Genomic DNA, 20181 nt, shown 5'->3' with positions numbered 1-20181 from the left:
CGCTTGCCGTAGCGGCCGCCGCTACCGGAGCGGGCCGTCCACCAGCCGCAGCGGCAGCGACTTCAGCCCGTTGATGAAGTTCGACACCAGCCGCCGGGGCGGCTCGGCGACCGCCAAGGAGGGCACCAGCCGGCCCGTCTCCTCGTACAGCACCCGCAACTGCAAACGGGCGAGATGTGCGCCCAGGCAGATGTGCGGGCCGTCACCGAACGAGACATGGGGGTTGGGGGAGCGGGTCAGGTCCAAGCGGTGCGGGGTGGCGAAGGCCCGCTCGTCGTAGTTCGCCGAGCCGTGGAAGACGACCACCTTGTCGCCGGCGCGTATCCGCTGCCCGGCCACCTCGGTGTCGCACACGGCGGTCCGGCGGAAGCTGAGCACCGGCGGATGCCAGCGCAGCAGCTCCTCCACGGCCGTCGCCGTCCCCACCACACCGGTGCGCAGACGGCGGTACGCGTCCGGGTGCCGGGCCAGCGCCAGCAGGCCGCCGGGGGCCGCGCTGCGTACGGTGTCATTGCCCGCGATGGTCAGCAGGAAGAAGAACATCTCCAGCTCGGGCGTGGCCAGTTCGCCGTCCGACGCCAGGACGGTCAGCACGTCGTCGCCCGGATGCCGTCGTTTGTGGGCGGCCAGCTCGCGCGCGAAGCCGAACATGTCCTGCAGCATCGCCGGGGATCGCGGGTCGGCGGGGCGGCCGTCCGGTCCCGAGGCGGCCGGGCCCGACTCGTCCGGGTCCTGGTAGCCGATGACGCGCCGGGTCCAGGCCAGGAGCAGTCCGCGTTCAGCGGGCGGCACTCCGAGCAGATCGGCGAGGTTGAGCAGCGCGAAGTCGTCCGTGACGTCCGCAACGAGGTCGCGCACCCCGTTCCCCGCACGTGCGGCATCGACCGCCGAGGCCAGCAGGTCACGGGCCCGCTCCCGTACGGCCGAGCCGAACCGCTCGATGCGACGAGGGGTGAAGGCACGGCTGACCAGGCGCCGCAGCCGCCCGTGGCCGGGGGGATCCTGGTTGAGCATCATGCGGCGGATGAACGGCAGATCGGCGGGGTCCGGATCGCGGATCTGGGTGGCCCCCAGATGGGAGGAGAACCTGCCCGCGTCCTTCAGCACCCGTACGACGTCCTCATGGCGTGTGACCGCCCAGAAGCCGGGGCCGGCCGGCCAGCCGAGCACCTCGTGCTCCTCCTGCCAGGCCACCGGTTGCCGGTCGCGCAACAGCCGGTACGCCGCGTGTGGCAGACCGTCCGCATAGCCGCGCGGGTCGAAGACGTCCGGGACGTCCGGCCGGGCTGCGCCACCGGCGGGCACGGTCATCCGGCTTCGGGCCCGTCGCCGTCGCCGTCGCCGTCTCCGTTGCCGTCGGCGCGCAGGAAGTCCTCCACGGCCCGGATGAGCTCCAACGGGGTTTCGTCCATGGCGTAGTGCCCTGCCGAGCGCAGTTCGACCAGCTGGCTGTTGACGTACCAGCGCATCCAGGTCGCACGCGTCAGTTCGGCGGTCAGCGCGGGATCCAGTGCCCCGGTCACCGCGAGCGCCGGCACCGCCGAGCCCTCGACCTCGGCACGGAACGTTTCCCCGGACCAGGAATCCAGCCAGGACCGGAACGCCTTCGGATCGCTGCACTCCAGTGACCGCCGCACCATCCGATCCAGCCAAGCGGCCGGGCGCCGCCCGCCGGTGGTGAGATCGATGATGGCCCGCCGGTTCTCCGGCGTGTGCGCCGCCGAGGAGAACAGCTCCCACTGCTGCGGTGCCAGCGGCAGCCCGGAGGCGGGGACCGGCGAGATCCCCACCAGCCTGCGCACACGGTGCCCAGCCGCGGCCAGTACCCGTTGGACCACACTGGCGCCCATCGAATGCCCGACCACCGAGAACCGGTCCCAGCCCAGCCGGTCGGCGAGCGCCAGCACATCGGCCGCGCCCTCGCCCGAGGTGTATGCGCCGGCCGCGCCCCTCGCCTCGCCATAGCCACGGAGATCGACCAGCGCGAACTGGAAGGCGCCCTGATCGAGATCCGGCAGGACCGGGTCGAAGGCGGACCTGTCGGCGAACCAGCCGTGCACGGCGATGACCTTGTGGGCTCCCCGTCCGTGCAGGGCATGAGGCAGTACGAAGGAAGCCACGCGCACTCCAGAGGTGTGACGAACCCGCAGGCCGCCAAGGGCCACGTCCGACCACACTGGCCGTACTCCCCCCGGCCGTGCAAGACCGCCACGGACCCCGTACGGCAGGTCAAAGGGCGGGTACCGGGCGCAGGCGGAGTGCGCCGCGGCAGGTGGGAGCCGTTCCGGCCGGCCCGTTCCGGGGAGGCCGCCGCGCACGTCAGCTGCCCGACAGTTTCTCCTGCAGCCAGTCGAAGACGACCTCGCAGTGCTGCTGCGGGGCCATCGGGGAGCAGTGCAACTGCGCGCCGGTGGCCGCGGTGAGCTTCACGTAGTCCTTGGGAGCCGTCAGTTGGTCGAACATCTGGCGTGGCTGCCCCGGGTAGAACTGCTCGAAGTCGTAGTCGAGCACCAGTGTGGGCATCTTGATGCGGCCCACGACGTCCGTGATGTCCAGCGACTTGACGAGGGTGGCGGGGGTGTAGAAGTCGGTGAACATCTTGCCCTTGCGGGCCGCGAGCATCGCCGGCACGGAGAAGGGCTCGAAGCGCTTCTTCATCGTCGCGGCCGCGGACGGCGGCAGCTCGGGGACGACCTCCTTGTTCCAGATGTTGTTGGTCTTCTCCTTGTCGGGGGTGAGGATCTCCCGGATCTCCGGAGGAAAGCCCAGCCAGGGCGTGAGCACACCGGGCATCGCCACCAGAGCGGCGATCCGGTGTTCGAAGGCCGCGGCCCGGGGGGCCAGATTGCCGGCCATGCTCAGCCCGGTCAGGGCGATCTTGCCGCTGTCCACGTCCGAGCGGGCGGACAGCCAGTCGACGAGCGGCGTGACGACCGTCTCCCAGCGTGGCGTGAAGACCACCTGGTCGACGAAGAGCAACTGGCCCTGTCCGGGCCCGTCGTACACCAGGGCGTTCCAGCCGCGCTGCAGTGCCGCGGGGACGCCATAGGTCCACATGTCGACGTTCTGCCCGTCGCTGCCGTTCGTGAGGATCACGGTGGGGCGCCGCTCGCCGGAGCCGTCCGGCCGGAAGAACCACACGGGCAGCGGGGTCTTCCCGTACGGGATGCGGGCCGTCACCGGTGCCGGGTCGCCCCGCTCGCAGAACGCGTCCCAGGCGCCACGCCCCGCCTTGTACAGCTGCTCCTCGCTGCCGGGGGTGCGGGAGCCGAGGACGAAGAAGAGCCCCTGGCCGTAGTACTGCGCGGCCCGCAGGGCACGGAACCGTGTGGTCTGCGTCCCGGGCTCGGTGCCCTGCGGCGGTTCCCTCAGCTGATCGCCGAGCTTCCTGAAGGTCTCGGTGTACGTCTGCGCGGAGAGGCCGTCCTTGTTGATGGTGTTCACGGCGGTGAGCACCTCGCCCACCTCACCGGCGCCGTAGCCGGACGCGCCGAGCGCAAGGAGCCCGTTGAAGTTGAAGCCGGGGTCCTTGAAGAGCGTCATCACGCCGGGCGTGGGATCGCTCGCCGAGGCGTAGGCCCACGCCGTGCGACGGGCCGTGGGCGCCGTCGCGGGCGAGGCGCCCCATGTACTGCACCCAGAGGCCAGTACGGCCCCGGCCCCACCGGCGAACCCGGCCAGCGCGGTGCGGCGGGTGGGGCCGGAGGTGTGATCAGCCGATACGTACGTCATGCCGACCGAACGTACGAGCCGCGCGCACCGGTCCCCCTCTGCGACACCCGCCCTTCCCCCGAACGGCACTTCACACCGGCCCTCTCTCCACCGCGGAGGCAGGTGTGTGCCGGGCCGATTCCGACCTGCTGGGCACACAACCGCTGCGCGGCCGCACGCAGACGTCTGCCCTGCCTGCCCGTCACCGTTCTGACCGGGATCAGCGCCGCCCACACGGCTTCGCACCCGTCGGGGAGACAAAGTCGGGAGACGAAGGCGGGAGACAAAGGCCGGAGAAAAAGGCGAGTGGTACGACCGTCAGCGCGAGCTGCGTGGCCCCCATGGCCGCGACGGCGCCGGAGTGGATGACCACCGACTGCGGCAGTTCCCCGTACTCGGTGAGCAGGGTGGTGGGGAACGGCATCTGGGCGATCGGCCCAAGGCCCAGCAGCCCGAGTCTGATGACCGTCCGGTCCACGTCCCGCACGGGATCACAGGCACGGGAATATTCCGATTGATCCCTCTGGCCCCTCTGATCCCTCTGATCCCTTGCCCGTGTTGAGTCGTCCCCCGGGCGTGCATCCATCCCCCTGCGACGGCAGCAGCTGCGATGTCTCTTCGGACGCCCCGTCAGTCCGCGGCAGTCCCCGCTACCCTCTCTGTCGTAAAGTCTTCGTCAACTACCCCTGTTCCACATCACGTTCGCACGGTGTCCGACTATCGGGTTTCGCTACGCGGGGGAGCGGTACAAGCCTGGGATTCGAAAGCTTTGCTGCGCCCTGGCCATCGATTGCGCTGGTGGCGGTAGCAATACCCTTTGCTGGCGAGGGAGTTGGCGTTACCGCTCCGTAAACAACTTGTGATCGACAAACGTATCGATTACGAGAAGGATGTGCTTGATCCGTACCGACCCCCACTTCAGCTGCACATGGCTGATTCGGTGCGCATGAGGAGAGACATCACCATGGGCCGATATCTGCTGCGCCGATTGGCGAACTACCTGGTCCTGGTCATCGTCGCCGCGTCCCTGACGTACTTTCTGGCCGGGCTCAGCCTCAACCCCCGCGCCAAGTTCGAGGGCCGCAACCCGCCGCTGCCCGCGTCGTCCATCACCAAGACGCTCGACGACTACAACATGAACCCGGACACCCCGATCCTGTCCCGGTTCGGACACTGGGCGGAGGGCGTCGTCCACGGTGACCTCGGCAAAACCATCGAAGGCGACGACGTCAACGACGACTTCGGCCGCCGGGTAGGTGTCTCCACCCGGCTCCTGCTGATCGCCACTCTCATCGGCTCCCTCGGCGGTGTCGCGCTCGGCGCATTCGGTGCCATTCGCCAGTACCGCCTCTTCGACCGGTTCACCACCCTCGCCTCGTTCTTCGTGCTGGCCATGCCGGTGTTCGTGATCGGTGTGGCGCTCAAGATCGGTGCCACCGCGCTGAACGACGGCACGCAGACCATCAAGGTGCTCGGCGAGTACGACCCGCAGTACGCGGGGCAGTGGAACCTCGACGCCCTCGTCAACCGCGCCCAGCACATGCTGCTTCCGGCACTGACCCTGATCATCCTTCAGGTGGCGCTCTACAGCCGCTACCAGCGCTCCACCATGCTCGACGTCCTCGGCAGCGACTTCCTGCGCACCGCCAGGGCCAAGGGACTGCGCCGGCGAAAGGCGCTGGTCAAGCACGGGCTGCGGACCGCGATCCTGCCCGTCGTGCCGTTGCTGGTCTACAACATCGTGCTGCTCTTCACCGGAGCGACCTTCACCGAGAAGACCTTCGGCTGGCACGGCATGGGCGAACTCCTCGTCGACTCGATCAACAAACAGGACGTCAACTCCGTTGCCACCGTCGGGCTGTTCACGGCCGTACTGGTGCTGATCGCCGGCGTGCTGTCCGACCTGCTGTACGCGGCGCTCGATCCGCGCGTACGGGTCCGTTGACCTCCCGGCTACCGCTGGGAGGTACCCCCACCCCCAGCTACCGCCGGGTGGTACCCCCGTCGCCGACCGGCCCCGCCCCCACCGCCCCTCAGGAGAGCGCGCGATGAGCGTCCAGCTGCCCCCCGCCACCGAACCGGCCCCCGGCCCCGTCCCAGCCGGTGAAACCGAAGGCCGTTCCACCAAGGCCCGTACCTCACGACTGCGGCTGACGGTCCGCCGTTTCGCCCGGAACCGACTGGCACTGTTCGGCCTGGTGCTGCTGGTGCTGCTGTTCGCCGGCGCCTACGGCGGCCCGTTCCTCACCAAGTGGGACTACCAGCAGCACGACTTCATGAACTTCCTCTCCAGCCCCTCCGGGGACCACTGGTGGGGCACCACCCAAGGCGGCGTCGACCTCTTCTCGCTCACCATGCGCGGTCTGCAGAAGTCGCTGATCATCGGCCTCCTGGTCGGTCTCATCTCCACCTTCCTCTCCGCCACCGTCGGCGCCTTCGCCGCGTACTTCGGAGGCTGGACCGACCGGGTGCTGATGTGGATCGTCGACCTGCTGCTGGTGATGCCCTCGTTCCTGATCATCGCCGTGCTGTCGCCCGCGTTCCGCGGCGCCACCTGGCTGATCTTCGTGTTCCTGCTCGGCGCCTTCAGCTGGATGGTCACCGGTCGCGTCGTACGCTCCATGACCTTCACGCTCAAGGACCGCGAATTCGTCAAGGCCGCCAAGTACATGGGCGTCCCCGCGCCCGTCATCATCTTCCGGCACATCCTGCCCAGCATGGCCTCGATGCTGATCATCGACGTCGTCATCCAGGTCGGTGCGGCGGTCATCGGCGAGAGCAGCCTGTCGTACTTCGGGTTCGGCGTGCAGGCGCCCGACGTCTCCCTCGGCACGGTCATCGCCGACAACACCACCAATGCCTCCACCTACCCGTGGCTGTTCTTCTTCCCGGCCGGCTGCCTGGTGCTGATCGGCGTCTCCATCTCCTTCATCGGCGACGGGCTGCGTGACGCTCTCGACCCCAACGCGTCCGGCGCAAAGGCGCGTTCGCCCCGCAAGAAGAAGCAGCCGCGACCGTCCGTGGCCGCGGTGGTCCCGGCGCAGGCGACGGCTGCCGGCACCCGGGACGACGAGCCCGAGACGTCCGCCGGCAGCCAGGGCGCCGCCTCGTGAAGCACGCCGCCCACCCCCAGCATCAGCACCAGCACCCCGCGCACCGCGCGCCCCAGGAAGGACCCCGACGGTGACCGAGACCAGGCCGTCCCAGCCCACCGAGGCCCTCGACGCGGCGCAGCCCGTCCTCGCCGTCAGCGACCTGACGGTCTCCTTCCCGAGCGAAGCGGGCGAGGTGCAGGCCGTACGCGGCGTCTCCTACGCGGTGCGCCCCGGCGAAGTGCTCGGCATCGTCGGCGAGTCCGGCTCCGGCAAGTCCGTCTCCTCCATGGCCGTCCTCGGACTGCTCCCCGAGAGCGCCGAGGTCGCCGGGTCCGTGCAGCTCGCCGGCCGGGAACTGCTCGGCCTCGGCGACGCCGCCCTGTCGAAGATCCGCGGCAAGGACATCGGGATGGTCTTCCAGGACCCGCTGTCCGCGCTGACCCCCGTCTACTCCGTCGGCGACCAGATCATCGAGGCTCTCCAGGTCCACCAGTCCCTGGACAAGAAGGTCGCCCGCAAACGGGCGATCGACCTCCTCGATGTGGTCGGCATCCCCGACTCCAAGCGCCGGGTGGACGCCTTCCCCCACGAGTTCTCCGGCGGGATGCGCCAGCGCGCGATGATCGCCATGGCCATCGCCAACGACCCCAAGGTCATCATTGCCGACGAGCCCACCACCGCTCTCGATGTGACCATCCAGGCCCAGGTCCTGGAGGTGCTCAAGACCGCCCAGGAGGTCACCGGCGCCGCCATCGTCATGATCACCCATGACCTCGGTGTCATCGCCGGCTTCGCCGACCGGGTGCAGGTCATGTACGCGGGCAAGCCGGTCGAGGCGGGTCCGGTGGACGAGGTCTACTACAGGCCGCGGATGCCGTACACCATCGGTCTGCTCGGCTCGATCCCGCGGCTGGACGAGGCCCGCGCGGAGGGCACCGCACGCCGCGCGCTCACCCCCGTCGACGGCAACCCGCCCAAGATGGTCGACCTGGCGCCCGGCTGCCCCTTCGCCCCCCGCTGCCCCATCGCGATCGACCGGTGCCACACGGTGGAACCGGAGCTGACCCTCGCCGAGGGCTCCGACCACCCCACCGCCTGCCACCGCGCCCACGAGATCGGCGCGGGTCTCGACCGCGACGCCGTCTACCCGGTGCCGGTCCTCCCGGAAGCCGGCGTGATCGAGCGGCTGCCGCGCGAGGAGCGCCCCAGCGTTCTCGCCCTCGACGGACTCGTCAAACACTTCCCGCTCACCAAGGGCGCGATCGTCAAGCGCACGGTCGGCACCGTACGGGCCGTCGACGGCATCAGCCTGGACATCCGCGAGGGCGAAACGCTGGGCCTGGTCGGCGAGTCCGGCTGCGGCAAGACCACCACCCTGCTGGAGATCCTCGACCTGCCCAGCGGCCAGGCCGGCACCGTCACCGTCTTCGGCAAGGACATCCGCGGCCTCAGCCGGGCGGACCGCAAGGGACTGCGCCGTGACATGCAGATCGTCTTCCAGGACCCGATGGCGGCCCTCGACGCCCGGATGCCGGTCGGCGACATCCTCGCCGAGCCGCTGAAGACACACGGCTGGGACAAGGAACGCATCGCCGCCCGTATCCCCGAACTCCTCGACATGGTCGGCCTGGAGGCCGAGCACGCCGACCGCTACCCGCAGGAGTTCTCCGGCGGTCAGCGCCAGCGCATCTCCATCGCCCGCGCGCTGGCGCTGGAACCCAAGCTGGTCATTCTCGACGAGCCGGTCTCCGCCCTCGATGTGTCCATCCAGGCGGGCGTCCTCAACCTCCTCGACGAGCTGAAGACCCGCCTCGGGCTCAGCTACCTCTTCGTCGCCCACGACCTGTCCGTCGTCCGGCATATCGCCGACCGCATCGCGGTGATGTACCTCGGCCGGATCGTGGAACTCGGCGCGGCCGACGACGTCTTCGCCGCGCCCTCCCATCCGTACACCCAGGCACTGCTGTCCGCGGTCCCGCTGCCCGACCCGCGCAAGGAGCGGGAACGCAGCCGGATCCTGCTCAAAGGCGATCTGCCCAGTCCCGCGGACGTGCCGGCCGGCTGCCGTTTCGCGGGCCGCTGCCCGAAGTACGCCGGGCTCGGCGACAGCGAGCAGGCGCGCTGCCGGGACGAGGACCCCGCCACGGCCGTCCTCGGCACGGACCACACGGCGGCCTGCCATTACGCGGCGCCGCTCGATGTGGTCGAGCCCGCAGCGCAGTGATAGGCCCACCCGACCGCTCCGCAGTGCACCGCACTGTTCGGCACCCGCACATCCGTAGCCGGCACCGTTTTCGACAGCTCAGGAAGAGGCATCCGTGAAGGTCTCCCGATATCCCCTCGCGCTCGTCGCGACCCTCGCCGTGTCGTCGCTGGCACTGACCGCCTGCGGTGGCTCGGACGACGACGCGGCGCAGAAGGCCCCGGAGAAGTCGACCGCCCTCAACATCAAGGCGACCGACCCCGCGAAGCTCAAGCAGGGCGGGACGATGAACTGGGCCGTGCAGACGTTCGCCACCCAGTGGAACATCGTCGAGATCGATGGACTGCAGGGCGGCCCCACCGAGGTGATGAAGTCCCTCATGCCGAGCCTGTGGCACTCGGACGCGCACGCCCAGCAGGCGCCGAACAAGGCGTTCCTGCTGGACGCGAACTCCCGGACCGTCAAGGGCAAGCAGGTGGTCACCTGGCATCTGAACCCCAAGGCCAAGTGGTCCGACGGCACGCCGATCACCTGGAAGGACATCGCCGCCAACACCCGTGCTCTGGACGGCCACGACAAGGCGTTCAAGGTGACCTCCACTGTCGGCTTCGACCAGGTGGCGGACGTCAAGAAGGGCAAGGACGACTATGAGGCCGTCATGACCTTCGCCAAGCCGTTCGCGGACTGGAAGGGCATGTTCAACGCGGCGGCCAACCAGCCGCTGTATCCGGCGAAGTACGTCTCCGACCCGGAGACCTTCAACACCGCCTACGTCAACAAGATCCCGGTTACCGGCAACGCCTTCAAACTGGGCAGCATCGACAAGTCGGCCAAGACGGTCACGGTGGTGGCCGATCCGAAGTGGTGGGGCGACAAGCCCAAGCTGGACAAGATCGTCTTCCACGCGATGGACCAGGGGTCGATGCCCGGCGCCTTCGCCAACGGTGAGATCGACTACTTCGACGTCGGCGGCGACGCCTCCGCCTACAAGCAGGTGTCCAAGGTGTCGGCCGGTGAAATCCGTGAAGCGGGCGGCCCCAACTACCGCCAGCTGACCTTCAACGGCAAGAGCGCCAAGCTGAAGGACCCGAAGGTCCGCCAGGCCCTCTTCATGGCCACCGACCGCGAGACGATCGCCAAGTCGGACCTCAAGGGCCTGGGATGGAAGCCCTCCACCATGGACAACCACCTCTTCGTCGACAACCAGAAGGGGTATCAGGACAACGCGGGCAAGCTCGGTAAGTACGACCCGAAGGCGGCCGGAAAGCTGCTCGACGAGTCCGGCTGGAAGCTCAGCGGCAAGGTGCGCAAGAAGGGCGGGCAGGAGCTTTCCCTGCGGTTCGTCATCCCGTCCGGCACCCCCGCAGCCACCAACGAGGGGTCGATGCTGACCCAGATGTACCGGCAGGTCGGCGTGAAGCTGCAGGTCCAGACAGTGCCGAACAACGACTTCTTCGACAAGTACATCACCCCGGGCGACTTCGACGTCACGCCCTACACCCTGCTCGGCACACCGTTCGCCGCGAGTGGTTCCACCAACGTCTACACCGCCAACGGCGGCACCAACTACTCCAAGGTCGGCAGCAAGAAGCTGGACGACCTCCTCAACTCCGCCAGCACCAACGCCGCCGACCCGGCCGGCGCGCTCAAGGTGACCAACCAGGCCGACGCCGAGGCCTGGCAGATCGCCGGAGTCCTGCCGCTCTACCAGCGCCCCGACATCGCGGCGATCAACAAGAAGCTCGCCAACATGGGCGCCCTCGGTATGACGGACCCGGTCTACGAGCACATCGGCTTCACCAAGTAGTCCGCCGAGCAGCAGGCACCCACACGCCGGTGGCCGTACCCGATCCGTTCGGGTACGGCCACCGGCGTTCGTGTGTCACGGAGTTGACCGAAGCCCCCGTGATTACCGGCAGGAGTGCCTGCCGCGAAGGCCGTTCACGACCAGCGGACGGGAAGACTCCGCGGACCGCGGAGCAACGCGCCCAACCGCCAGGAGAGGTCGGCCGGGTGGGCGTCCAACTGCAGTTCCGGGCAGCGCTCCAGGAGCGTGCGCACCGCGATCCGTGCCTCCAGCCGGGCGAGCGGGGCGCCGAGACAGAAGTGGATGCCATGGCCGAAGGCCACATGGCCCCTGGCGTCACGGGTGATGTCGAAGCGGCCGGGATCGTCGAATCGCAGCGGGTCGCGTCCCGAGTCGGAGATCACGGGGAGCACCACCTCGCCGCCGCCGGGGATCACCGTGCCCGCGATCTCGGCCGGCTCGACGGTGAAACGGAACGTGGAGGTCTCCAGGGGACCGTCATAGCGCAGCATTTCCTCGACCGCACCGTCGACGAGGGACGGATCGGCGCGCAGCAAGGCGAGCTGATCCGGGTGGGTGAGCAGGGCCAGAACCCCGTTGGAGATCAGATTGGCGGTGGTCTCGTAGCCGGCGATCAGCAACAGCTGGGCCATTCCGAGGAGTTCTTCCCGGCTGAGCCGGTCGCCGTCCTCGTCGCTCACCGCAATCAGATCGGTCAGCAGATCGTCGCCGGGCCGGGCGCGCTTCGCCTCCACCAGGTCGTCGAGGTAGCCGGCCATGGCCGTCAGGGCTTCCCTGGTTCGCGGCCCCGCGGCACCGACCATCAGGGTGTCGGTCCAGGCCCGGAAGGCCTCCCGCTCCAGGAAGGGCACTCCCAGGAGCTCACAGATGACGGTGACCGGGAGCGGGAAGGACAGCGCCTCGACGAGGTCGCCGCGGCCTTCGGGCCGGGCGAGCATCGCCCCCAGGAGGTCGTCGGTCATCTCCTGGACCCGTGGTGCGAGGGACGCCACCCGACGCGCGGTGAAGGCACGGGCGACCAGTCCGCGGATACGGGTGTGCTGCGGCGCATTGGAGCGGAGCATCGACACGCCGATGGACACCGGCTGCAGGGACTGCGCGGACGAGGCGTGCCGCCACTCCTTCGACAGACGGGGGTCGCTGAGGGCCGCGCGCACCTCTTCGTAGCCGACGACCAGCCAGACGACCGTGCCCTCCGGGAGCCGTACGCGATGCACGGGCCCCCGCTCGCGCAGCCGCGCGTACACCTCGTACGGATTGCGGACGAAGTCCTCCCCTAACGCCGCCAGATCAAGGGCCTCCACCGGTTCCGTTGCCATCTGGTCTCCCGTCCCTGTCCCCGTGTTGCTGTACCGCGGTACGTGCGAGTACGGGGGGACTATCCGTGACGGCAGCACCGCAAACCGTCGGCCGTCTCCGGTGAGGCCGTCACGGCCGGCAGCGTCACGCCCGGCAGCGACGCGGCCAGGCGGCGACGCGGCCGGCAGCCGGGTGCCCCGCGACGGTCGGGCTGCCGGACGAGCGGCCGGTCCTGGCCACGATCCGTGCTCTGTCCGCGCTCTGTGCACTGCCCGCTCTCTGCCCGCTCTCTGTGCGCTCTCTGTGCGCGCTCTGTACGTGGTCCCGCGGCCCGCTGCGTAGCGGGCGGTGGCGGACGGGAGGGGTGCATGATGGAGGTAATCGAATAAACGCACGTGAAGAGGCGTCATTCGTGAGCGAAGGATTTCTGGAGACCGATTACGAGAGCGATGAGGCCGCCCCCGAGGGCATACGGCCCGACCGTGAGGGGCAGGCCGAGGCGTTCGACGCGATCGGCGACCGCTATGACGAGGCGTTCCCGTACAAGAAGGGGCAGCTCGCCGCCGCCGAGTGGCTGATCAGGACGCTGCCCGTCGGGTCCCGCGTGCTGGATCTGGGCTGTGGAACCGGCCTCCCGACCGCCCGGCAGCTGGTGGAGGCGGGCTTCGAGGTGGTCGGCGTCGACCTGTCCCGCGGGATGGTGGATCTCGCCCAGGAGTATGTGCCCCGTGCAACGTTCCACCGTCTGGACATCGCCGACCTGGAGCCCGGCGGCCCCCACGACCTGGGGCGTTTCGAGGCGGTCGCGGCCTTCTTCTCCCTGCTGATGCTGCCGCGCGCCGAGATCCCCCGTGCGCTGCGCACGATCCACGACCTGCTGGTTCCCACCGGCCTGTTCACCCTCTCGATGGTGGAGGCCGACGTGGACTACTTCACGATCCCGTTCCTCGGCAACACCATCCGGGTGTCCGGCTACCTGCGGGACGACCTGCGCGCGGTCATCGAGGAGGCGGACTTCGAGATCGTCGACGAGTCCTCGTACACCTACGCCCCCGCGATCTCGGACGTGCCGCCCGAGGAGCAGCTGTTCCTCAACTGCTCGCGACGCGGCTGAGGCCACCGCCCCGCGGTCCCTGGCACCCACCGGATGGACGAGACGAGTCATGGAGCCCCGCACCCCCGACCAAGGCCCCAGGCGGCTCCCCGCCGGGACCGAGGGCCGTGGCGCGCCCCAGGACCTGGCAGTGAACGCCACGCCCGTGGACGCGGGCGCCGCTCCACCGCCCCGGCCGGCGTCTCCCACAAGAGGCCGTTCCGGAAGCGTGCCCCCAACGGGCCCGGCCCCGTCCGGCCGCGGCACCACCCGTCCGGATCCGGCCGCCGCCGAGCGCCCCGCGGAGGGCGGCGGCCGGCACGAGACGGAGCGTGCGCCCGGGACGCCGACCGACCGGCTTCGATACCTCGAAGCCGCCACGCGGCGGATCGCCCGGGGAATCGACCAGGACGAAACCCTCCGGGAACTGTGCCGGGCAGCGATCCCCACCTTCGCCGACGCGATCCTCGTCCACCTGCGTGATCCACTTCCGACGGGGGAGCGGCAGCCGGCCGACCCGCTCGTCCTGCGGCTGCACAGCATCGCTCAGGGGCCGGAGGCCTCGGTCACCGCCGCCCCTCCGGGCTCCGGTGACTTCGTGCAACTGACGGTCACCGGCCGGTTCGCCGAGCTCCTGCAGGCCGGGCGTCCCGTGTTCGGCGACGCCCCGGAGATCGCCCCCGCGGTGACCGAGCTGCTGGAGCCGGTGGCGAGCATGCCGGCGACACCGCCACCGGGCCGACGGCTGATCATCGCCCCGCTGTACGGCCGCCGGCACCTCATGGGAACCGTCGCCCTGCTGCGCGGCGCCGAGCGGCTCGCCTTCACGGGGGACGACCTCCTCGTCGCCTCCCAGCTCGCCACCCACACCGCCTTCGGCGTCGACAAAGCGATGCTCCACGGGCACGAGGCCTCGCTCGCCGACGCGCTCCAGCTCACGATGCTGCCCTCGTCGCTCCCCGAGACCACGGGTGTCCGGCTGGCGAGCCGGTACCTGCCGGCCGCCGAGACCTCCCAGGTGGGCGGCGACTGGTACGACGCGATCCCGCTGCCCGGCAATCGCGTCGCGCTGGTCGTCGGCGATGTCATGGGCCACTCCATGACCTCCGCCGCGATCATGGGACAGCTGCGCACCACCGTGCAGACCCTCGCCGGGCTCGACCTGCCGCCGGAAGAGGTCCTGCACCACCTCGACGAGCAGGCCCAGCGCCTCGGCAGCGAGCACATGGCGACCTGCCTCTACGCCATCTACGACCCCATATCGCAGCGGCTGCTGGTGGCCGACGCCGGCCATCTGCCCCCGGTACTGCTGCACCCGGACGGGTCGGGCGAAGTACTGCGGATCCCGCCCGGCGCGCCGATCGGTGTGGGCGGGGTCCCCTTCGAATCCGTGGAGATGCCCGCGCCCACGGGAGCGACGCTGCTCCTGTACACCGACGGCCTCGTCGAGTCCCGGGGCAGGGACGTCTGGACGGGAGTGGAGTTGCTCTGCGCCCGCCTGCAAGCCGCTGCCGCCGTGGTCGCCTCCCCGCCGCTGGAAATGCTCTGCGACGCGGTGCTGACCATCCTGGACCACGGCGTCCGGGACGACGATGTCGCGCTGCTCGCCGCCCGGTTCGACGGTTTTCCGCCGCGCAATGTCGCGTACTGGTTCCTCAACCCCGAGCCGCAAACGGCCGGCCGGGCGCGGCAGCTGACTCGCAGGGCGCTGCACCGCTGGGGCCTGGACCCGCTGCTCGATACGACCGAACTCCTGGTCAGCGAGGTGGTGACGAACGCGGTGCGCTACGCCTCCCGGCCGATCGCCCTGCGGCTGCTGCGCACCGATGTGCTCCGCTGCGAGGTGGGCGACGATTCACCGCAGGTGCCCCGGATGCGGCGTGCCCAGGCGGGCGACGAGGGTGGCCGCGGCCTGTACCTGGTCGACCGGCTCGCGCAGCGCTGGGGAGCGACCCGGCTGAGCACGGGCAAGGTCGTCTGGTTCGAGCAGCCGATCCCCGAGGAACACCGTCCAATGGAACGGGACACGCCGTAATTCCCGATTCCCGTCCGCGAGCCCGCACGCGGGATGTCGGTGGCCCCCCCACGGGATTCCGGTGGCCTCCACACGGGATTCCGGTGGGTCCCTCTGCGCCCACCCGGCTGTGCGGGTGGGTACGGGGACGAGCAGGGACTCCGGCCGGACCGACCGGGGACGAGCAGGGACTCCGGCCGGACCGACGTCCGTGTTTCGGCGGTGCCGCGCAGGGCACAAGCGCGGTCGTTCCCGGCCGGCCCCCCGTCCGGCCGGGGACTCCCCCCCCGCTGGGGACTCCCTCGCCGTACGCAGCGCGCTATCGACCACACCCCCGCCGACACCGCACGGCGTGCGGACCAGTGCCCCGGGCGAAGCGGAACGCACGAGGTGGCGGCGACGGCCACCCGGACCGCCCGTGAGCGCGGTTCACGCCGGCGCTTCGCGGTGACGATGTGTCGGATGATCGGCCAGGTGTTCCACCGGCGCACTCCGGCCGCTGCGCCGCGCGCCCGGCCGGTGGGAGGAATCTGCGGCCTAAACCTCCGCCCCGCCTGTCGCGTTTTCCCTCATGGCTCGTTGTCGCTCACATGATTCCCTGTAACAGCCCCCTCTCGGGTACCCAAACGATGAACAGACCGAAGAGCGTCAGTTGGGCCGGCCGCATCGCCCTGATCGAGCCCGCCCCCAAGCCGGCCCGTTATGCCCGCTATCTGGCGCCCCATTGGAAGGGCATGGCGCGCCTTGACAGTGACAACGGGATCGGTGCCCTGCCGGCCGGCCTCCTCCTTCTGCTCGCCGGGGTGCTGCTGTTCGGAGCCGGCGGGGCCGGTGCAGCCCTGGTCGTACAAGCGGCCTGCGGCCGGCCCCCTCTGCTGCAGCTCTGGCTGACCTTCGACACCGCCACTGCTCTCCTCCTGGCCGCCTCCTACTGGCTGGTGAGCCGCTACGGCCTGCGGTTCTACGACACCGAACCCGCCGACAACGAGATCTGGCGCCTGGTGACCGTGGCCAACACCGCCTGGCGCGCCCTTCCCCGCTCCCACCGCCGCATCCACCAGCCCCGGCTGCGCGCCGCCAACACCGCGGCCCGCCTGCTGCTCGCCGACCACACCGATACCCGCACCCGTCAGGTCCTGGCCGCCCATACCGAGCTCCTGCGCCATCTGTCGATTACCGTTCTGCCGGACACTCAGCCGCACGGCCAGGCGGACGAAGCCCTGAGCGCCGTTCTCGCCCACCACGATGCGGACACCTGCCAGATCCTGGACGCCGCCGCCCCGCCGCCGCCCACCTCGCTTCCGTCCCTGGCGGCCGCCTCGGCATAACGGGCCACGGCGCACCGTTCCGTCGCCACCTCGCCACCTCGCCACCTCGCCACTTCGCCGCTGTGCCTCCTGGCCTCCTCGGCCCCTCTGTCTGCGGAACTTCTGACACCCGCCGCCGCAGGTCCGTCACCGCACGACCGGTGCGCTGCCGGGGTGTCGCGGACTTGCCGTGGCAGCCGGGCTGCGTCCTTCACTGCCGGCCTGAAGCCCTCCCCGGGGAGGGCTTCACGACTGCGCCGCAGGAAGTCTCGCTCCGCCTCGTTCTCGGTGCGGGCGATCGCCCTCTCGTACTCCAGGGCCGCCTCGGCATTGCGGCCGAGGCGTCGGAGCAGGTTGGCACGGACGGCGTGGAACACGTGGTAACGGTCGAGCTTGAGGCTTCCGACGAGGGCGAGTGCCTGCTCGGGCCCCTCGACCTCGGCCACCGCCACCGCGCGGTTGAGGGCCACGACGGGGCTCGGGTCGAGGGAGAGCAACTGGTCGTACAGCTGGAGGATCTGCCGCCAGTCGGTGTCCGCCGCGGTCGGTGCGTCGCTGTGGACGGCCTGGATCGCCGCCTGGATCTGGTAGGGGCCCGGCTGATCGCGTCGCAGGCACCTCCGGACGAGGGCGTGGCCCTCGGCGATGAGACCGTGGTCCCAGCGACGGCGGTCCTGGTCGGCCAGCAGGACGAGGGTGCCGTCCGGGCCGGTGCGGGCCGCGCGGCGCGATGCCGTCAGCAGCATGAGGGCGAGCAGCCCCAAGGCCTCGGGCTCGTCGGGCATGAGCTCGGTGAGCAGCCGTCCGAGGCGGATCGCTTCCCCGCACAGGTCGTCGCGGACCAGTGCCTCACCCGAGCTGGCCGTGTAGCCCTCGTTGAAGATGAGGTAGACCACGGCGAGTACGGCCCGGAGGCGGTCGGGGAGGTCGGCGTCGGCAGGGACCCGGTAGGGGATCCGTGCGTCGCGGATCTTGCCTTTCGCCCGGACGATCCGCTGCGCCATGGTCGGCTCGGCGACCAGGAAGGCGCGGGCGATCTCGGCAGTGGTGAGCCCGCCGAGGAGCCGGAGGGTCAGGGCGACCCGGGCGGCGGGGGCGAGCGCGGGGTGGCAGCAGGTGAAGATCAGCCGTAGCCGGTCGTCGCGCACGGGTCCCTCCTCGGCCGGTGCGTCCCCGGCGTGCAGCAGAGCGGCTTGGGCCTGCCGGTCCGCGCGGGACGCTTCCCGGCGGAGGCGGTCGATGGCCCGGTTGCGGGCGGTGGTGATGAGCCATCCCGCCGGGCTCGGGGGCAGCCCGGCGGACGGCCAGCGCTCGGCCGCCGTGGTGAACGCCTCCTGGACCGCTTCCTCGGCAACGTCGATGTCACCGAAGACGCGGACCAGGACGGCGACCGCACGGCCGTACTCCTCGCGGAACACGCCGGAGATGTCCGCTGCGGTCGCCCTCGGCCTGCCGGATGTCACCCGCAGGACCCGTCCTGCAGCGGCCTGACCTCGATGGGGAGGGTGGTGGCGCGGGCGAGCTTGCGACCCCATTCGAGTGCGGCATCGAGATCGGGGGCCTGGATGACGGTAAAGCCACCGATGTGCTCCTTGCCCTCGATGTACGGCCCGTCGGTCGTGAGCATCTCGTTGTCCTTCTGCCGCACCACGGTGGCCGTGCTCGGCGCGTGCAGGCCCCCGGAGAACACCCAGGCGCCGGCCGCTCTGAGCTCGGCCTTCAGGGCCTCGACGTCGTGCATGATCGGCTCCAGGAACTCCGGCGGCGGCGGGGTCCCGTCCCCGTCGGGCTGGTAGATGCTGAGCAGGTAGTGCGTCATGGTGTGCCTCCTTGGGCGAGTGTTCCGGCGCTGCGCCGGCGTCTCACCCTCTATACGAACGGCCTCGCCGCGGATCGACACCGGGGCACGACCGGACGGCAGATTCTTGCGCCCGCTCCGGCAGCGGGGGAGCAAAGGCGCACTCTTCTCCCGGCGTGAGCCCTCGGCTTCTCCGGCGTGAGCCCTCGGCCCCGGAACCTCTCTCCCTGCCGCGTGCCTTTGGGGGAATGCGGCCCCGCTCACGTTCGAAGGTCCGCTCGCGGTGATACCACGTTGGGGTATGCGCGGAGGGCGGACGCCCGTCCCTCACGCGGCAGACGTCCCTCTTCCGGCCCTGGGCACGGGAGGGGAGGGAGGTGGTGGCGGCCAAGTGCGGAACCGATCCGGCAGGGATCGCGGGCGTTACCCCGCTGCCCACGGGGGCACGGCGCAGCGGCGCAGGAACAGCGCGCTGCGTCTGGCCCGCGGGGCGCGAGTCATAGGCATCCGCTGGTCGGTAGGGGGTACGCCGGACCGCGGTCCCGGCGCGGACGCCGAGGTCACACCGTCGCTGAGGGTGGCGGCGGCATACGGGTGGCGCTTGATCATCGTGGGCGCCGCCGTCTACGCCATCTTTGCGGCGCTGGGGCGGTTCCAGCTGGTGACGCTGGCAGTGTTCCTGGCCTTGGTGCTGACGGCGCTGCTCGAACCGTTGGTCAGTCTGCTGAACCGCTGGATGCCGCGGTCCGTGGCGGTCGCGGGCGGCCTGCTGCTCGGCATCGTGCTGGTCTTCGGCATCCTGAGCCTGATCGGGGCGAATGTCGCGGGTGAGTGGGAGGGACTGCGCCGGGAGTTCGTCGGCGGTGTGGCGAGGATCGAGCGGTGGCTCGAAGGCCCGCCGTTCCGCCTGCGTGCGGGGACGCTGTCGGATGTGCAGGCGCGGGTGTCACGGTTCGTGTCGAGCCATCGCGCAAGTCTGATCAGCACCGCGCTCAGCGGGGTGGGCCAGCTGGTGGAATTCGTGACGGTGGGGGTGCTGGCGCTCTTCTGTGCGGTGTTCTTTCTGCATTCGGGCGACCGGATGTGGGGGTGGTTCGGCGGTCAGCTGCCGGGGCGCGGGCGGCATCCCGTACGTCTGGCGGGGCGTGCCGCGTGGGTGACCTTCACCGGGTACACCCGCGGGATCGTGGTGGTGGCCGCGATCAATGCGGTGCTGGTGGGAGTGACGCTCTTCGTCCTCGGGGTCCCCCTCGCCGTTCCGCTGGCCGTGCTGGAGTTCTTCGCCGCCTTCATCCCGCTGGTGGGTTCGCCCATCGCACTGGCCGTGGCCGCCGTGGTGGCGCTGGCCGCGAAGGGGCCGCTGGTGGCCGCGGTCGTCGTGCTGCTGATCGTGGCCATCGGGCAGATCGAAGGCCATGTGCTGCACCCCCTCGTGATGAGCCGTGCCGTCCGTCTGCATCCGGTGGTGGTGGCGCTCTCGGTCATCTGCGGCAGCGTCACGGCGGGCGTGCCCGGAGCGGTCGTCGCCGTACCGCTGGTCTCCGTGGTCTGGTCCGTGTACGGCGTTCTGCGCGCACACCCGCGCCCGCCCGCAACCTCTCCGGGACGCTGAGCGGGCCCCACTCGACGAGGCCCACTCGACGAGGCCCACCCGACGAGGACAGACGAGGACCGACGAGCCGGCGGACTCGGCCGGCCGCGCCGCCACGGCGGTCGGCAGCAATGGGTAGGAACCGTCCCGGCTTTGCAGTCCTTGAGCCGTGTGTGAAGATCGCTCGTCGCGGAAGGTGGGGGGAAACCAGTGAGGTCAAAGGACACGTAGTGGGTGATTCG

14 protein-coding genes and 1 pseudogene are annotated in these 20181 nt (G+C 70.3%); 8 read left to right on the top strand and 7 right to left on the bottom strand.

Features of this window, described 5'->3' with window-relative positions:
- Nucleotides 1-21: 21 nt before the first annotated feature.
- From ACF088_RS14735 to ACF088_RS14720, 4 genes are all read right to left on the bottom strand, one after another.
- The gene (locus ACF088_RS14735) at nucleotides 22-1311 is read right to left on the bottom strand and encodes a cytochrome P450 (protein ID WP_392376140.1); all 1290 of its coding nucleotides are present in this window, start codon (nucleotides 1309-1311) and stop codon (nucleotides 22-24) included.
- Nucleotides 1308-2120 (bottom strand): alpha/beta fold hydrolase, encoded by an 813-nt coding sequence (locus ACF088_RS14730; RefSeq protein ID WP_392376138.1) that lies wholly within the window; start codon nucleotides 2118-2120, stop codon nucleotides 1308-1310. Before ACF088_RS14730 ends, ACF088_RS14735 begins: the two co-directional genes overlap by 4 nt.
- A 199-nt stretch (nucleotides 2121-2319) precedes the next feature.
- A complete protein-coding gene (locus ACF088_RS14725) occupies nucleotides 2320-3732 on the bottom strand; it encodes an alpha/beta hydrolase family protein (RefSeq protein WP_392376136.1) in 1413 nt (470 codons plus the stop codon).
- 199 nt (nucleotides 3733-3931) lie between these two features.
- Nucleotides 3932-4189: a hypothetical protein gene (locus ACF088_RS14720; RefSeq protein WP_392376135.1), complete on the bottom strand. Its 258-nt coding sequence runs from the start codon at nucleotides 4187-4189 to the stop codon at nucleotides 3932-3934.
- Between the two features lie 486 nt (nucleotides 4190-4675).
- Here ACF088_RS14720 and ACF088_RS14715 point away from each other — a divergent pair, with 486 nt between their 5' ends.
- From ACF088_RS14715 to ACF088_RS14700, 4 genes are all read left to right on the top strand, one after another.
- On the top strand, nucleotides 4676-5656 hold the full coding sequence (locus ACF088_RS14715; protein ID WP_392376134.1) for an ABC transporter permease: 981 nt from the start codon (nucleotides 4676-4678) through the stop codon (nucleotides 5654-5656).
- A gap of 103 nt (nucleotides 5657-5759) precedes the next feature.
- Nucleotides 5760-6824 (top strand): ABC transporter permease, encoded by a 1065-nt coding sequence (locus ACF088_RS14710; protein ID WP_392376133.1) that lies wholly within the window; start codon nucleotides 5760-5762, stop codon nucleotides 6822-6824.
- Between the two features lie 70 nt (nucleotides 6825-6894).
- Nucleotides 6895-9030, top strand: a complete 2136-nt coding sequence (locus tag ACF088_RS14705; protein ID WP_392376132.1) for a dipeptide ABC transporter ATP-binding protein — start codon at nucleotides 6895-6897, stop codon at nucleotides 9028-9030.
- A gap of 94 nt (nucleotides 9031-9124) precedes the next feature.
- Nucleotides 9125-10816: an ABC transporter family substrate-binding protein gene (locus ACF088_RS14700; protein ID WP_392376130.1), complete on the top strand. Its 1692-nt coding sequence runs from the start codon at nucleotides 9125-9127 to the stop codon at nucleotides 10814-10816.
- Nucleotides 10817-10950: 134 nt separating this feature from the next.
- Here ACF088_RS14700 and ACF088_RS14695 read toward each other — a convergent pair whose 3' ends face one another.
- Nucleotides 10951-12156 (bottom strand): cytochrome P450, encoded by a 1206-nt coding sequence (locus tag ACF088_RS14695; protein WP_392376128.1) that lies wholly within the window; start codon nucleotides 12154-12156, stop codon nucleotides 10951-10953.
- A gap of 392 nt (nucleotides 12157-12548) precedes the next feature.
- Between ACF088_RS14695 and ACF088_RS14690 the strand changes: the two genes are divergently transcribed.
- From ACF088_RS14690 to ACF088_RS14680, 3 genes are all read left to right on the top strand, one after another.
- Nucleotides 12549-13250 (top strand): class I SAM-dependent DNA methyltransferase, encoded by a 702-nt coding sequence (locus tag ACF088_RS14690; RefSeq protein WP_392376127.1) that lies wholly within the window; start codon nucleotides 12549-12551, stop codon nucleotides 13248-13250.
- A 208-nt stretch (nucleotides 13251-13458) separates the two neighbouring features.
- Nucleotides 13459-15264, top strand: coding sequence for a SpoIIE family protein phosphatase (locus ACF088_RS14685; protein ID WP_392376125.1), 1806 nt, complete (start codon nucleotides 13459-13461; stop codon nucleotides 15262-15264).
- Nucleotides 15265-15872: 608 nt separating this feature from the next.
- Nucleotides 15873-16571 carry a hypothetical protein gene (locus ACF088_RS14680; RefSeq protein ID WP_392376124.1) on the top strand — a complete coding sequence of 233 codons (699 nt, stop codon included), beginning with the start codon at nucleotides 15873-15875 and terminating at the stop codon, nucleotides 16569-16571.
- A gap of 218 nt (nucleotides 16572-16789) precedes the next feature.
- Here ACF088_RS14680 and ACF088_RS14675 read toward each other — a convergent pair.
- Both ACF088_RS14675 and ACF088_RS14670 read right to left on the bottom strand, forming a co-directional pair.
- Nucleotides 16790-18085: pseudogene (locus ACF088_RS14675) on the bottom strand (RNA polymerase sigma factor); the annotation flags it as partial.
- The gene (locus ACF088_RS14670; protein ID WP_392376123.1) at nucleotides 18010-18369 is read right to left on the bottom strand and encodes a YciI family protein; all 360 of its coding nucleotides are present in this window, start codon (nucleotides 18367-18369) and stop codon (nucleotides 18010-18012) included. The pseudogene ACF088_RS14675 and the gene ACF088_RS14670, both read right to left, overlap by 76 nt.
- Nucleotides 18370-18739: 370 nt before the next feature.
- On the opposite strand from ACF088_RS14670, the gene ACF088_RS14665 reads away from it, so the two are divergent.
- Nucleotides 18740-19960: an AI-2E family transporter gene (locus tag ACF088_RS14665; RefSeq protein WP_392376122.1), complete on the top strand. Its 1221-nt coding sequence runs from the start codon at nucleotides 18740-18742 to the stop codon at nucleotides 19958-19960.
- Nucleotides 19961-20181: the final 221 nt, after the last annotated feature.

Source organism: Streptomyces sp. NPDC015125 (assembly GCF_043080045.1).
GTDB lineage: Bacteria > Actinomycetota > Actinomycetes > Streptomycetales > Streptomycetaceae > Streptomyces.
This window is presented reverse-complemented; position numbering and strand designations above follow the sequence as displayed.